The organism is Vibrio japonicus, from assembly GCF_024582835.1.
Taxonomy (GTDB): domain Bacteria; phylum Pseudomonadota; class Gammaproteobacteria; order Enterobacterales; family Vibrionaceae; genus Vibrio; species Vibrio japonicus.
Map to the genome: position 1 here is coordinate 1,598,471 of NZ_CP102096.1, position 14,567 is coordinate 1,613,037.

17 protein-coding genes are annotated in these 14,567 nt (G+C 43.9%); 11 read left to right on the forward strand and 6 right to left on the reverse strand.

Annotated elements, in window-relative coordinates:
* Positions 1 to 12 precede the first annotated feature (12 nt).
* The 3 genes from pgsA to uvrY form a co-directional block, all read right to left on the reverse strand.
* Positions 13 to 570, reverse strand: a complete 558-nt coding sequence (gene pgsA / locus NP165_RS07580; RefSeq protein ID WP_257083367.1) for a CDP-diacylglycerol--glycerol-3-phosphate 3-phosphatidyltransferase — start codon at positions 568 to 570, stop codon at positions 13 to 15.
* Positions 571 to 642: 72 nt separating this feature from the next.
* Positions 643 to 2,475, reverse strand: coding sequence for an excinuclease ABC subunit UvrC (gene uvrC / locus NP165_RS07585; protein ID WP_257083368.1), 1,833 nt, complete (start codon positions 2,473 to 2,475; stop codon positions 643 to 645).
* Positions 2,475 to 3,119, reverse strand: a complete 645-nt coding sequence (gene uvrY, locus NP165_RS07590; RefSeq protein ID WP_257083369.1) for a UvrY/SirA/GacA family response regulator transcription factor — start codon at positions 3,117 to 3,119, stop codon at positions 2,475 to 2,477. Before uvrY ends, uvrC begins: the two co-directional genes overlap by 1 nt.
* Before the next feature lie 360 nt (positions 3,120 to 3,479).
* Here uvrY and NP165_RS07595 point away from each other — a divergent pair, with 360 nt between their 5' ends.
* The 3 genes from NP165_RS07595 (at position 3,480) to NP165_RS07605 (ending at position 8,395) form a co-directional block, all read left to right on the forward strand.
* On the forward strand, positions 3,480 to 3,965 hold the full coding sequence (locus tag NP165_RS07595) for a DUF3015 domain-containing protein (protein ID WP_257083370.1): 486 nt from the start codon (positions 3,480 to 3,482) through the stop codon (positions 3,963 to 3,965).
* 141 nt (positions 3,966 to 4,106) lie between these two features.
* Entirely contained in the window at positions 4,107 to 5,960 is a 1,854-nt protein-coding gene (locus NP165_RS07600; RefSeq protein WP_257083371.1) for an Lnb N-terminal periplasmic domain-containing protein, read from the forward strand.
* A 71-nt stretch (positions 5,961 to 6,031) separates the two neighbouring features.
* Positions 6,032 to 8,395 carry a DNA polymerase II gene (locus NP165_RS07605; RefSeq protein ID WP_257083372.1) on the forward strand — a complete coding sequence of 788 codons (2,364 nt, stop codon included), beginning with the start codon at positions 6,032 to 6,034 and terminating at the stop codon, positions 8,393 to 8,395.
* Positions 8,396 to 8,427: 32 nt separating this feature from the next.
* Here NP165_RS07605 and NP165_RS07610 read toward each other — a convergent pair whose 3' ends face one another.
* Positions 8,428 to 9,195, reverse strand: coding sequence for a nucleotidyltransferase domain-containing protein (locus NP165_RS07610; protein ID WP_257083373.1), 768 nt, complete (start codon positions 9,193 to 9,195; stop codon positions 8,428 to 8,430).
* Positions 9,196 to 9,326: 131 nt separating this feature from the next.
* On the opposite strand from NP165_RS07610, the gene yeiP reads away from it, so the two are divergent.
* Together yeiP and NP165_RS07620 are read left to right on the forward strand one after the other, a co-directional pair.
* Positions 9,327 to 9,893 carry an elongation factor P-like protein YeiP gene (gene yeiP / locus NP165_RS07615; protein WP_257083374.1) on the forward strand — a complete coding sequence of 189 codons (567 nt, stop codon included), beginning with the start codon at positions 9,327 to 9,329 and terminating at the stop codon, positions 9,891 to 9,893.
* 2 nt (positions 9,894 to 9,895) lie between these two features.
* Positions 9,896 to 10,216 (forward strand): HI1450 family dsDNA-mimic protein, encoded by a 321-nt coding sequence (locus NP165_RS07620; RefSeq protein WP_257083375.1) that lies wholly within the window; start codon positions 9,896 to 9,898, stop codon positions 10,214 to 10,216.
* 112 nt (positions 10,217 to 10,328) lie between these two features.
* On the opposite strand, the gene ihfA is transcribed toward NP165_RS07620, so the two are convergent.
* On the reverse strand, positions 10,329 to 10,625 hold the full coding sequence (gene ihfA, locus NP165_RS07625) for an integration host factor subunit alpha (protein ID WP_257083376.1): 297 nt from the start codon (positions 10,623 to 10,625) through the stop codon (positions 10,329 to 10,331).
* A 501-nt stretch (positions 10,626 to 11,126) separates the two neighbouring features.
* Here ihfA and NP165_RS07630 point away from each other — a divergent pair.
* The 5 genes from NP165_RS07630 (at position 11,127) to NP165_RS07650 (ending at position 13,481) form a co-directional block, all read left to right on the forward strand.
* The gene (locus NP165_RS07630) at positions 11,127 to 11,678 is read left to right on the forward strand and encodes a septation protein A (RefSeq protein WP_257083377.1); all 552 of its coding nucleotides are present in this window, start codon (positions 11,127 to 11,129) and stop codon (positions 11,676 to 11,678) included.
* A 92-nt stretch (positions 11,679 to 11,770) separates the two neighbouring features.
* Positions 11,771 to 12,169, forward strand: a complete 399-nt coding sequence (gene yciA, locus NP165_RS07635) for an acyl-CoA thioester hydrolase YciA (protein ID WP_257083378.1) — start codon at positions 11,771 to 11,773, stop codon at positions 12,167 to 12,169.
* Between the two features lie 104 nt (positions 12,170 to 12,273).
* Positions 12,274 to 12,570 (forward strand): YciI family protein, encoded by a 297-nt coding sequence (locus NP165_RS07640; RefSeq protein ID WP_257083379.1) that lies wholly within the window; start codon positions 12,274 to 12,276, stop codon positions 12,568 to 12,570.
* Positions 12,571 to 12,572: 2 nt separating this feature from the next.
* A complete protein-coding gene (locus NP165_RS07645) occupies positions 12,573 to 12,971 on the forward strand; it encodes a GspS/AspS pilotin family protein (RefSeq protein WP_257083380.1) in 399 nt (132 codons plus the stop codon).
* Between the two features lie 288 nt (positions 12,972 to 13,259).
* Positions 13,260 to 13,481 carry a hypothetical protein gene (locus NP165_RS07650; protein WP_257083381.1) on the forward strand — a complete coding sequence of 74 codons (222 nt, stop codon included), beginning with the start codon at positions 13,260 to 13,262 and terminating at the stop codon, positions 13,479 to 13,481.
* Positions 13,482 to 13,573: 92 nt separating this feature from the next.
* On the opposite strand, the gene NP165_RS07655 is transcribed toward NP165_RS07650, so the two are convergent.
* The gene (locus NP165_RS07655) at positions 13,574 to 13,822 is read right to left on the reverse strand and encodes a DUF1289 domain-containing protein (protein WP_257083382.1); all 249 of its coding nucleotides are present in this window, start codon (positions 13,820 to 13,822) and stop codon (positions 13,574 to 13,576) included.
* A 196-nt stretch (positions 13,823 to 14,018) separates the two neighbouring features.
* Here NP165_RS07655 and NP165_RS07660 point away from each other — a divergent pair, with 196 nt between their 5' ends.
* Positions 14,019 to 14,462: an META domain-containing protein gene (locus tag NP165_RS07660; protein ID WP_257083383.1), complete on the forward strand. Its 444-nt coding sequence runs from the start codon at positions 14,019 to 14,021 to the stop codon at positions 14,460 to 14,462.
* Positions 14,463 to 14,567: the final 105 nt, after the last annotated feature.

Here is a 14,567-nt window from a genome sequence, read left to right on the forward strand (position 1 = left end):
TTTCTAAATTCTTCAGTGATGTTTTTCGTCTAACAAATCGTCTTTCGCTGCCATCAGATATTGCGCCATCGACCAGTATGTTAGGAACGTTGCAATATAAAGTGCTGCGTAACCAACCCAAACCATCCAATCGTCATAACGCCAAATCAATACCCAAAGCGCAAACATCTGCGTTAATGTTTTGACTTTCCCAACCCACGAAACAGCAACACTAGCCCTTTTACCTATCTCTGCCATCCACTCTCGAAGCGCTGAAATAATAATTTCACGAGCAATCATCGTCACAGCCGGTATAGTTATCCAAATATTATGGAAATGTTCTGTTATCAAAATCAGAGCGGTAGCAACGAGTACTTTATCTGCAACTGGATCGATAAATGCGCCGAAACGAGACGTTTGCCCTAATTTTCGAGCGAGCATACCATCTAGCCAGTCAGTAAAGCCTGCCACCCAGAAAACCATTGCAGCGGCAAAAGGTGCCCAGCTGTATGGGAGATAAAACGCTACGACAAATACTGGAATAAGAAAAAGTCGCATTAAAGATAGAATATTAGGGATGTTTAAACGCATATTTATTAGTAGCTCTTATCGTGGTGCGCTGTTTACTGCTTGAAAACAGTCTCTTATGGTGCGGGATTTTTTCTATTGTTTCAATGCTTGATAAATGTTTTCTGCTAAAGAATGACTGATACCCGGCACTTTGGCGATTTCTTCTACACTCGCGCGCTTAAGCTCTTGCAACCCGCCCATAAATTTCAAAAGCGCCTGACGTCGTTTAGGCCCGACGCCTTCGATCCCTTCCAAAGCACTGGTTCTACGTGTTTTACCACGTTTAGCTCTATGGCCGGCGATCGCGTGGTTGTGGCTCTCGTCTCGAATATGTTGCATTAGGTGAAGTGCAGGCGCATCACTTGGCAAGTTAAACTCGTCACCCTCTGTGGTAATCAAAGTTTCCAAACCCGGTTTACGCGTTACCCCTTTTGCGATACCAATCAAGCGCGGCTTTTTCGGCCAGTCCCCCCAATATTGGGAAATAATCTCATATGCTCGGTTAAGTTGCCCTTTACCACCATCAATAAACACAATGTCGGGAATCTTATCGATATCAAGCTGCTTAGAGTAACGCCTTTCTAATGCCTGCCCCATTGCCGCATAATCATCACCACCCGTAATCCCAGAGATGTTATAACGGCGATACTCTTGTTTTAGCGGCCCTTCATTGTTAAACACTACACAAGAAGCAATGGTACTTTCACCCATAGTATGAGAGATATCAAAGCACTCCATACGGGCAATATTGTCCATTGCCAATACTTCTCGTAGCTCTTTAAAGCGTTGAGAAATGGTCATCTTATGATTGATTTTAGTTGTAATTGCCGTCAGCGCATTGGTATTTGATAGTTTTAAGTAACGCCCACGAGTACCTGTTGGGTTCACGTGAAATTTGACCTTGCGTCCCGCAATAGCCGTCAGTGCCTCCAATAATGGTTGTGGATCGTCAATTAGCCCATCATTAAGAATGATACGCGTTGGAATCGTTCGTGCTTCGTTGTGACTTAAATAATACTGGCTAAGAAAACTATAGAACACTTCTTGCTGCGTCGTATCATTTGGTATTTTAGGGAAGTGACTGCGGCTCCCCAGTACCTTACCCTGGCGAATCATCAATATGTGGATACAGGCGATACCACTTTCCTGAGCAAAGCCCAATACGTCCATATCGTCCATCGAGTCTTCAGAAACAAACTGCTGCTCTTGAACCCGCCTGATTGCCTGGATCTGATCGCGGAACTTAGCCGCATCTTCAAACTTTAGTGCTTTACTCGCTTGTTCCATTTTTTCAACCAGTGTTGTCAGAACTTGTTGATCTTTGCCCTGAAGAAACAACCGAACTAAATCCACCAGCTCTGCATAATCGTCATCCGAAATGATACTACTGACACAAGGTGCAGCGCAGCGACCAATCTGGTACATCAAACAAGGGCGGGTACGATTACTGTAGACAGTATCTTCACATTGACGAACTGGAAAAATTTTTTGGATGAGATGCAGTGTCTCGCGCACCGCGCCAGAATCAGGGTAAGGACCAAAATACTCCCCTTTCTTCTTTTTTGCTCCGCGGTGCATGGAAAGTCTAGGGTGTTTATGACCGCTAACGAAGATGTACGGATAGGATTTATCATCGCGTAGTAGAACATTGTACTTTGGCAGATATTGCTTAATGTAGTTATGTTCTAGAATCAGCGCTTCAGTCTCAGTATGAGTCACTGTCACGTCAATTTTGGCGATATTACTCACGAGCGCACGCGTTTTCTCGCTATCCACTTTCTTTCGAAAATAGCTAGAAAGGCGCTTTTTAAGGTCTTTCGCTTTACCAACGTAAATAACAACAGCCTCAGTGTTATACATTCGATAAACACCGGGCTGATTAGTTACTGTTTTTAAGAAAGAAACCGAGTCAAACAAAGAGGTCACTACAACGTCTCGGTATCTAACATCCCATGACGGATAGCAAGATGGGTAAGCTCAACATCACCACTGATGTTTAACTTATTGAACAGGCGATAACGATAACTGTTGACCGTTTTAGGACTCAAGTTAAGTTGCTCAGAAATATCTGTCACTTTTTGCCCTTTGGTAATCATCATCATTATTTGCAACTCTCGTTCAGAGAGATCGGCAAATGGATTTTCCGATGCTGAAGAGAATTGGCTCAAGGCCATCTGTTGAGCGATTTCTGGTGAAATATAGCGTTGGCCACTATTCACCACTCGAATTGCATTGACCATTTCATCTGGCCCTGCACCTTTTGTCAGGTATCCGGCAGCGCCGGCCTGCATCACTTTAGTTGGAAACGGATTTTCCGTATGAACAGTCAAAACGATGATTTTAACATCAGGATTAAACCGCAGGATTTTCTTAGTGGCTTCTAAACCACCAATACCTGGCATGTTCATATCCATCAAAATGACGTCGGCATGATTACTACGACACCATTTTACTGCATCTTCACCGCTTTCAGCTTCCCCTGCTACGTTCATTCCACGGACGTCTTCAATAATACGTCGTATCCCTGTGCGAACCAGCTCGTGATCATCTACAAGGAAAACACTTATCAAGCTTGTATCTCCACACTTAATGTTCAGCTTTGTCGCTACGCTTTACTGTAAGCAACAAGATGGTTGCCTAGTTTAACGCAAATATAGAAAATTGCTTCCCCTGAATATGTGCCCAAACTCAAACTTTGGCAAGTACTTATTTTTATATCTGCCTATCGCACCACTAATATTATCCTTATCAGCTTGGTTTCATAAAATTGCATCTCAAGTCTCACATTTGGAATGGTAAAATGTGAAACGTCAGGCATAATTTGAAATTCAAATGGAATTCATCTATTTGTAAAAAGGTGTGAATAGTATTGATTCCACTTGTAACGCTAACTCATTGTTGGCAAATATATAATTAAATAAGGATTTGTTATGAAAAAGCTACTAGCAGTGGCAGCTCTGGCTACAACTCTACCTCTTTCAAATGTTGCAATGGCTGATTCTGACATCGGTTGTGGTCTGGGTACTATGGTATTTGACGGCAAGTCAGGCAAAGTATTCAAAGTACTAGGTGCGACCACTAACGGTACTTCTGGTAACCAAACTTTCGGTATCACTTTCGGTACTCTAGGTTGTGACGGTTCAGGCACTATCAACTCAGCTCAAAAGCTAGCTCTATTTATCGACGGCAACATGGATAACCTAGCTCGCGATATCGCTAAAGGCGAAGGCGAGACTCTAGCGACTCTTTCTGAAGTTTGGGGCATCAGCGAAGCAGACAAATCTGCATTCAACGAGCTTGCGCAACAAAACTTTGCAGAAGTGTTCAAATCTGAAAACGTTACTTCTCAAGAAGTATTCGCTAACCTGAATACTCTAGTTGCAAGCAACGACACACTAGCAGCATACGCAATCTAAGTTTGCTCATATCGTTTCAAAAAGGTGCTCACAGGAGCACCTTTTTATTGTTTCCGTAGTAACACACATTAGCTAAGCATTTTAGATCTGAATACTCAGTAGAGTGCTTAGCTATTGTCACGAATTAAACAGCAGTATTTCATGAAGCAATCTCTCCTTTGTAAATCTCTCCTCATCAGCCTAGGTGCATTTGCAACTACGTCGGTTCTGGCTCAACCGAGTTTTAATGTTGAGCAACTTGCAAGCGATTCATATTGGCTAAAATTGGGACACTACCTGCCGAACACGTTTTCAGGTTATGAAAGCAGTGTCGATAAAGGCGAATTTTTCATCTCACCCGATGGAAAGTTGTCACCACAGGCGGAGCTGGATGCCACGATCGCCGCCCTGTACAACAGTGACCCACAAACCGCAAATGAAGCGCGTTGCCACTACCCCGCTCGTTTCACGTGGCTAGAGTCAAAACTAGGTCGCGAAGCAACATTACATTGTGAAGAGATGGAAACGTGGCGAGATGTGATCGACCCAGAGGGTATGACATTGGTCTTCCCAACGGCGTTCATGAATAACCCATCATCGATGTTTGGTCATACGCTGCTGCGTGTCGATGCAAAAGATCAAACCCGTCATAAGGAATTAGTGGCGTTCGCAATTAACTTTGCAGCGGAGCCCGAGACCCAAGACAACGCCGCGTTGTACGCTTTTAAAGGCTTAGTGGGTAGCTACCCAGGCCGCTTTACTGTGATGCCGTATTACCGCAAAGTTCGTGAATACAACGACATCGAATCTCGTGACATTTGGGAGTACAAACTCAATTTGACCGAAGAAGAGGTCAATCGCGTTCTGCTCCACCTGTGGGAAATGCAGCGTGCAGAGTTTGATTACTACTTCCTCGATGAAAACTGCTCATATCAGCTACTCGCTTTACTAGAACTCGCGAGAGACGATTTGTCTTTAATTGAAGATTTCCCACTTCAGGCAATACCGTCAGATACGGTCAAGACGCTTGCAAACAACGGTTTACTCGCCGAGCCCAAGTACCGCGAAGCGTTCGGTACTCGCTTGCTTCATCAAAGTGAAGAGATTGATTTGCGTTTATTTGAGGCGGCAAAACAAGCAAAGCAAGGCCATTACCCTTCTTCGGAAGAATTCAGTGACTCTGAGCGAGCTGCAATACTTGAATTTGCCTACGAATGGTTAAATTTTGAGTTGTATGACGTTGGTCTAGAGCGTGACCCTACGGCTAAACGCCTGACAGAAATTTTGTATCAACGCAGCCGAATTAAAGTGGATTCCCCGTTTACTCCAGTTCCTCAGCCAACTATTTCTCCAGAGAAAGGACATGCATCATCGCGTATCGGTATCAGCTATCAATACAGCGATCAGTATACCAATAAAGCGACGTTTGAATGGCGACCAGCGTACCATGATTTGCTCGACTCACAGGACGGCTTCATCCCAGGCGCAAAAATTAGCGTGCTAGATACTCAACTCAGTATTGATGAAAACGGAACAAGCCGAGTTGATAGGTTCTACTTTATTGATTCCATGGCGCTTGCACCGTCCAGCCGCGTATTTGACAGCTTGGCTTGGAACGTACGTTTAGGCTATGACCGTAGACCCGACGAAGGCAAAAAAGCAGGACGTACGTTCGCCCAGGGGGGATTCGGTAAAGCTTGGGGAGCCTCAGATGGGTTGCACATTTATGGTTTATTCTCGGCAGAGGTAAGCGGCGGGCAATTAACCGACTACGATGCTGCTCCCGGTGCGGGCGTAGAAGCAGGTATGCTCTATCAATTGGGAGATAACCACCGTTTAGGCGTTCAAGGACAATATTTGTCTCTTTTTAATACCGATGCCGACCAAAACGCAAGTGCGACCACCAGCTGGCACTGGTCGTTTAGCCGTAACTTCGCCGTTCGCAGCCAAGTGACCTACCAGCACTGGCAAGAAGAAGATGTAAGCGCGAAAATCACTGGCTATATCTACTACTAGCTCACATTATGCTAAGCTATTGGAGCGAAACATTAAGTTGATGTTTCGCTTTTTTATTTAGTAGCATCAAGATGACCATTTACCAAGGCTTTCTCCTCACTCGTCAAGCGCGGGATGTTTCTGGCACCACCAATATCGATCTATGGCTCGCAACAGAGCAAGGTCCTGTACAGCTGATTATTGATGGCGAGAAACCCGTGTTCTTCATTCCTCAAGAGCACCTAGTCAATGCGCAGCAGTTGTCGCTCGAATTAGGATTCACGGCAGAGCTGAAAGCACTACCGCTACAAAACTTTGATTCCAAGCCCCTCGCCGCCTGCTACTGTACTAGCATCAAGCAATCACAGACATTGAGCCAACGACTAAAACAGGAAGATATTCTTGTTCTGGAAGATGATATTCGCTTAGCTGACAGGTATCTGATGGAGCGTTTCATCCAAGGCAGCGTTGAGTTTACTGGAACACTCCATCCGCGTGCAGGATACCAGCGTGTACACAATGTTAAGTGCCGACAAGGCAGCTATACGCCAAATCTTAACGTCGTCTCACTCGATATTGAGTGTTCAGAAAAAGGGATTCTTTACTCGATTGGTTTAGATAGCCCAATGGACAGCCGTGTCATCATGATCGGAGAAGAGCAACCCGCAGACACTCCGATTGAATGGGTTAAAGATGAACGAGAACTTTTGCTCGCTATGGTGAATTGGTTCAAACAGTTTGATCCTGATGTCATCATCGGTTGGAACGTGATCGACTTTGACTTCAGGCTTCTGCACAAGCGTGCCGAATGGCATAAGATCAAGCTGTACATCGGCAGAGGCAATCAAGCCAGTTTTTTTCGCACTTCCAATACGACGCAACAGGCTTTCATCTCGATTCCGGGTCGAGTAGTGATGGATGGGATTGATACGCTAAAAACCGCGACGTATCACTTCCGAAGTTGGTCACTGGAATCAGTGTCTCAAGAGTTATTAAGGGAAGGAAAACAGATCCATAACGTTCATGATCGTATGGATGAAATCAACCAGATGTTCAGGAAAGACAAGCCATCACTCGCCAAATATAACCTGCAAGATTGCGTCCTAGTAAATAAGATCTTTGCGCACACTCACCTGCTCGAATTTGCCATTGAGCGTTCAAGATTAACCGGTGTAGAACTGGATCGAGTCGGCGGCTCCGTTGCAGCATTTACCAATCTGTACTTACCTCAAATACACAGAGCGGGTTACGTTGCGCCAAACCTTCACTCTGAGAACTGGATTGCTAGCCCTGGCGGCTATGTCATGGACTCTATCCCCAACCTCTATGATTCTGTATTGGTTCTGGATTTTAAGAGCCTTTACCCTTCCATCATTCGTTCGTTTCTCATTGACCCTATGGGGCTCATCGAAGGGTTAAAACTTGAGATCGGCAAAGGTGAAAACCAAGCTGTACCGGGATTTCGCGGTGGGCAGTTCCATCGTACCAAACACTTTTTGCCGAAAATGATCGAAGATCTTTGGGCTGCAAGAGACGTCGCGAAAAAGAACAATGAAAAAGCATTTTCTCAGGCGATCAAGATCATTATGAATTCATTCTATGGCGTACTAGGATCGTCTGGCTGTCGCTTTTTTGATACGCGTCTCGCATCCAGTATTACCATGCGAGGCCATGAAATCATGAAACAAACCAAGCGGTTAATTGAAGCTAAAGGCTATCAGGTGATATACGGTGACACCGACTCGACATTTGTCTCTTTGAACGGCCAATTCAGCCAACAAGACGCCGACAAAGTAGGAAACGAACTGGTCGAGCACATCAATGAGTGGTGGACTCAACATCTGAAAGACGAATACAACTTGACCTCAATTCTTGAACTGGAGTACGAAACACACTATCACAAGTTTTTAATGCCGACCATTCGTGGACAGGAAACCGGTTCTAAAAAGCGATACGCAGGATTGATTGGTGAAGGTAACAATGAGCGGATTGTCTTTAAAGGGCTAGAAAGTGCACGTACGGATTGGACGCCGTTGGCCCAACGTTTTCAATCTACGCTCTACTCCATGGTGTTTCATGATGAAGACCCAAGTGACTACGTGCGTGATTTTGTTGAACGAACGTTAGCCGGAGAATTTGATGCGGAGCTTGTCTATCAAAAACGTCTGCGACGCAAACTGCATGAATACCAGAAAAACATACCGCCACAAGTCCGTGCTGCACGCATGGCAGATGAGATAAACATGCAGTTAGGGCGACCTCTTCAGTACCAAAACAAAGGTCGGATTGAGTACCTAATTACCGTCTCTGGGCCGGAGCCTAAAGAGTATTTGAAGAGTGCGATTGATTACCAGCACTATATTGATAAACAGTTAAAACCCGTTGCAGAAGCCATTTTGCCGTTTATCGGCTTAGACTTCACTTCATTGAGCGAACCTCAACTCGGACTGTTTTAGGGATAAGCAGTCCGTGATAAAACAGGCTAAGTCTACCCTATCCTAAACTCTGTTTTTTTATACTGCTTGACGAGCCAATCCCCAAAACCATCTAAAATCCCGATAACTGAACGTTTAGCAATTAACCGCCCTGAAAGAAGGATACCTAAGCGTTCGATCTCAATTTGTTTTTCCGGATAGTAACGTAAAAATTGCTGCCCACATTCGATTGGGTCATCAAACCAGTTTTTGTCTCGATACATCACCAATGAGTAACTGGCTCTCAACAGCTTCTTAGCGATGATCTGTTGCGCTTTTATCTGATCTTCATCTTTAGACGCTCTGGCAATACGGTTTCGATAGACAGCCACCCAATCTTCGACATCCATATTCCAATGTTTTGCAATTTCCCAGCTCGGTTCGTAATCGCCAAAACACTGTGCCAAATCATCACCATAGACACAAACGGAGCAATGGCGAAGTTGAAAGCCCCAGGAAAAAATGCTGTCTAAACTTGCGACTTCGTTCACTAACACAGACTTAAAAGCGATCTCTTTAATAAACGGATAAGCCTTCTGAAAACGCCATTTAATTGAGTTGAGTAACGCCGCTTTCGTCTCTGTGTATGGACGCTGTGTCACGATGATGACATCTAAGTTAGAGTGACCCGGCGTAGCCGTTTTACGAGCAACACTGCCGTACAGATAAACGCTGTGCAGATTATCCACAAGTCCGGCTTTAAGTGAACGAACTAAGTCGTTGATCGCAGGCTGATATGGCGTTTGAAATGGTTGCTTAGGGTCGATGGTAGAAAGAATCATTTAAACAAGAAAACAGGTATTCGCTAATCCCGCCATGTTCTCTCACCCAAGTCCGTTAATCAAGATATTCCTTTATGCTAAAGCCTGGGTATATAATGCGTTTATTCAACACCAAACAAAGGAAAACGTTCATGCCTAAGGCAAGTGAGCTGAAAAAAGGTTTTGCTATTGAATCAAACGGTAAAACACTGCTAATTAAAGATATCGAAGTGACGACTCCTGGTGGTCGCGGTGGCGCAAAAATCTATAAACTGCGTTGTACTGAGCTAGGAACGGGTGTTCGCGTTGACGAGCGTTTCAAGTCGGACGACGTTGTTGAAACCGTTGATATGTATAAACGTGCTTCTGCGTTTTCTTACGTAGATGGCGATGAGTACATCTTCATGGATAACGAAGATTACACGCAGTACACCTTTAAGAAAGACGAAATCGAAGACGAGCTTCTGTTTATTACAGAAGAGATTCAAGGTTTGCATGTAATCCTAGTGAACGGCAACGCGGTTGGTATCGAGCTTCCTGCTTCTGTAGAACTTGTGATCGAAGAAACAGACCCATCGATTAAAGGAGCTTCTGCTTCAGCACGTACTAAGCCAGCACGTTTTGCGACAGGCCTGACTGTACAAGTACCTGAGTACATTGCGACAGGTGATCGCATTATAATCAACACGACTGAACGTAAATACATGAGCCGCGCGTAACTATGTCTGATTTGATTTCTTACGACGATACAATAGACACAGCCTATGACATCTTTTTAGAGATGGCTCCAGACAATCTGGAAGCGGCAGATGTGATCATATTCACCGCACAATTTGAAGAGCGTGGTGCTGCTGAGTTAGTTGAAACCGCAGACGATTGGGCTGACCACGTAGGGTTCGAAGTAGATAAGGAAATCTATGCAGAAGTTCGCGTTGGTTTGGTTAACGAAGAAGATGACGTCTTAGACGATGTTTTCGCTCGATTACTTGTAAGCCGTGATCCAGAGAATAAGTTTTGCCATATTCTTTGGAAAAGAGACTAACGACTAAGTTAGGTCAAATACAGAAACACCCAAGTCCAACTTGGGTGTTTTCTATCAGCCAGAACGGTGTGATTTAACAAACAGCAAAAGTGCTTGGCTTACCAACCCAGCGTTAATCATTTACTGAAATGTTCTCTACACGCGCTTTCAGTTTTTGACCAGGACGGAAGGTCACTACTCGGCGAGCACTGATAGGAATGTCTTCACCTGTCTTAGGGTTTCTACCTGGACGTTCGTTTTTATCACGAAGATCAAAGTTACCAAATCCAGACAGTTTTACCTGTTCTCCACCTTCTAGAGCTTTACGAATTTCTTCGAAAAACGCCTCAACCGTTTCCTTGGCATCCCGCTTACTGAATCCGTGCTGTTCAAACAGGTTCTCAGCCAAATCGGCCTTTGTGAGCGCCATAAAACTTTCCTCAAAGCTGTGTTAAACATTGCCACCTCTAGGCGACACCTAAATTTTAGTTAGACCAATCAACGACATATCAGCCTCACCTTGGAAAGTGTATGCCAAGCTTATGATTTTCGCCAACTTTTTTATTTATTGTTAGCACTTAGTTCAGCAATACAAGGCAATTTAAGCTAAGACAAACAACATTTCATAGTGAAAATATGAAAAAATACCTCTATATATCATCGAGTTATACAGATTTGATATAATTATCAACAGAAAATACCAAACTCACCATTTGAGGACTTTTTTGCTCCAGCACTGCGTGAAATCAGTAAGTTACGACTATTAGCAAGAGTCTCAGTTATGAAATTCAAAGTGTATTATTTGGAAGTGCTTTCCACACTGAAGAGACAGCATTTTTCACTGAGTTGTATCAGATTGTCACGAAGCACTTTGTCTTCAACTATGATTTAGTTAGACTGTTGGTAATATAAATACCTAAAGATTATTTTAATGAAACAACTGATCGACTTTATCCCTCTTATTGTTTTCTTTGCTCTATACAAGATGCAAGACATCTACGTTGCAACAGGAGCACTCATCATCGCGACCGCCATTCAAATCGTCGTGACCTACCTCTTGTATAAGAAAGTAGAAAAAATGCAGCTCATCACTTTCTTAATGGTTGCAGTCTTTGGTGGTATGACAATCTTCCTGCACGACGATAACTTCATAAAGTGGAAAGTAACTATCGTCTACATTGTGTTTGCTGTCGGATTAGCGGTCAGCCACGCAATTGGTAAATCAGCAATCAAAGGCATGCTAGGTAAAGAGATAGAACTTCCTGATGCAGTTTGGGCAAAAGTCACCTGGGCATGGGTAGCCTTCTTTTCATTCTGTGCAGGCCTAAACATCTATGTTGCTTACGAACTCCCATTAGACGTTTGGGTCAACTTTAAGGTATTTGGCCTATTAGCGGCTACTTTTGGCTTTACAATATTGACGGGTATTTACGTCTACAAAAATATGCCTAAAACCGTCGGAAAACCAGAGTCTGGCGAGTAACCCATTAAGTTTGCTACAATCAGAACACTTTCCCTCTTTTGAGGATTCACAGCGACCCTAATGGTCGCTGTTTTGTTTGTTGTGGATGTCAAATGAGCCAAGAAATTAACGCCCCTAGAGGCCAACTGTTACTTCGTACTTTAGCCATGCCTGCAGATACCAATGCAAATGGTGATATTTTTGGTGGCTGGATTATGTCCCAGCTTGACCTAGCGGGTGGTATTCTCGCAAAAGAAATCTCATCAGGACGCATCGTAACGGTTTCTGTATCCAGTATTGCCTTTAAGAAACCAGTCCGAGTGGGTGATGTGGTTTGCTGTTATGGTGAATGCACCAAGATAGGCCGTACTTCGATGTCGATCAATCTAGAAGTGTGGGTAAAACCTGTTACCGAGAACGGCGTTCAAGACCGCTACCAAGTATGTGAAGCGACCTTCAACTACGTTGCGATTGATAACAACGGGAGACCCCGTCCAATACAGCCGGTTTAACGAGCCGACTCACAATTTATTCTCGATTTGACATATAAATCCAGCAGGTTGCGGTAAAGTAACGGTCAAATTGTTTGAAGTCCCCCGAATAAGGATATTTAGCCATGTGGTATGTAATCTTCTCCCAGGATGTTGAAAATTCACTTGAAAAACGTATGGGTGCACGCCCTGCTCACTTAGAGCGTCTACAGGCACTACAAGATGAAGGGCGTTTATTAACGGCTGGACCTATGCCTGCCATTGACTCTGACAATCCTGGGGAAGCGGGATTTACAGGTTCAACCGTCATTGCAGAGTTTGACTCACTCGCGCAAGCTCAACAGTGGGCGGATGCCGACCCATACGTTGAAGCGGGTGTATACAAGCAAGTGATTGTAAAACCATTCAAGAAAGTATTTTAACAATGAAAAAATACCTACAGTCAGCGGCTCTGCTAGCAACATTTGCACTTCTAGCGGGATGTTCGTCATCCGCCGAGAAAGAAAAGCACTTAGCATTACTCGCTGACAGCCGTGCTGGGTTGATCTCTGCTAAGCTACCGCTAGAGTCTGGACCACTCTCCATCATGCAAGCGACAGCCAAAGGTTCAACCATTGAACTGATGATGGTTTATAACCAAGATGCGAAGGGCGCGAAACCAGTTGCTGACGTGTTTAAGCGCAGCGTTCAAACCTACTGCACCGCAGACGATACAAAAAACAATTTACAAGTTGGGCTAAGTTACCGCATTAAAATGCGCAATGCGCGCGGCCAGCTCTTAATTGACGAGCTCGTTACTCAGCAAAATTGCGAAAACAACTAACTTAGAAAGCCCTAGTTAACCCTAGGGCTTTATTCTATGACCTCTACCTACCACAACTTTACACTTCTCTACTTCACCTTATGTGAATTTTTTATTTCACTAATATGTGCAATCACGCAGTGAAATATCCTTTGTTTTAGGAAGTTATCTCCCTTATCCGTTATAGAGTTTGTGGTGATTCGAACAACATGCAGATAAATTGACTAAAAAGAAACCGTTTCCACGTTGACGACACCCGCATCTGGTTCTAACTTTTCATATTAGTGTCACAACAACGAGGATCACCACATGAAACGTGCTAGCAACTCATACCGTCTCCAGCTGATTAAAGAAGTAGCAACTCGACGAGAGCGGCTTAGAAGTGGTGATCCAATGGCCAGCTATATCCAACAGCTTATCGATGCAAAACCTGAGAGTGAGCACAGTGTCGAGCGTAACCACAGATTTTCCGGAAGCCACTATGATGAGAGTGTAGGTGGCTGGGTCAGTGATCGTTGGGGTTTGAAATAGGTTTTCCGCAAACCGAATCCGTAACCTAGAAAATCAGAAGTCAGGAAATAGAGCTGAGAGCGATTCAGGTTTACTGATAGCTCTCTTTACAATTAGAACAGATCTTGTTGCGGATTTTCATCTTCGCTAGTATCGGAGACGTCAATTCTCCCTGCGCGAAGTTTCCTAAGATACCTTTGGCGACACAGCTTAATGACATGCAGCTTATGGGTGTTGGACATTTTTAACCAATTGAAGCGCTCATCTCTATTACGCATACATCCTTTACAGTAGCCTTTTTCATCCACCGTACATACGCCTACACATGGGCTTGGTACTTCAAAAAACTCTAACTGCTCCACTCTCGACCCCAGAACCAATTCATCACATAAATGAATTTATAAGAGACAAATATTTTTAATTATCAGTCAGTTCCATTATGTGACATTGCGCAAACTATGACGTTTCCCTGACAAAAACAGTGTTTTATTAACTATACTACCGCCACGGAATACTTGGCGTGTTCTATAAATTATTCACATATTGGAGTTGATTATTATGAAGCTTAGTCTAAAAACGTTGCTGGCCGCAATGACTCTTCCAGTCTTGATGACTGCTTGTTCAAGCAATGGTGACAATGCACAACAGATTACAGCTCAGGATCTCCAGCACCACAATTGGGAACTCACAAGTATCGACGGTCAAGATCTTGTTCTTGATGGCCGTAATAAGGCCCCTCGTTTAGAAATTGGTGAAAACATGATGGCGAATGGCAACGCAGGTTGTAATAACTTCTTTGGCCAAAGTGAACTTCAAAACAATCAACTACGCATCGAAAAAATGGGCATGACAATGAAGATGTGTATTGGAAACGCGATGGATATCGAGAAAGCAGTGGCTCAAACACTGTCGGATTGGAGTGACATCACACTTACTGAGCAGACACTGACTCTAAAAAATGCGACTCACACGCTGACATTTAAAAACAGCGATTGGAAATAGCAGAAAGTCATCCATTTCAATCAATTCAATTCCTAGCAGCCATCAGGCTGCTATTTTTTTCTTCCACTCGTGCGTTCTACTCAAAACAGTGGGCATTTCACTACA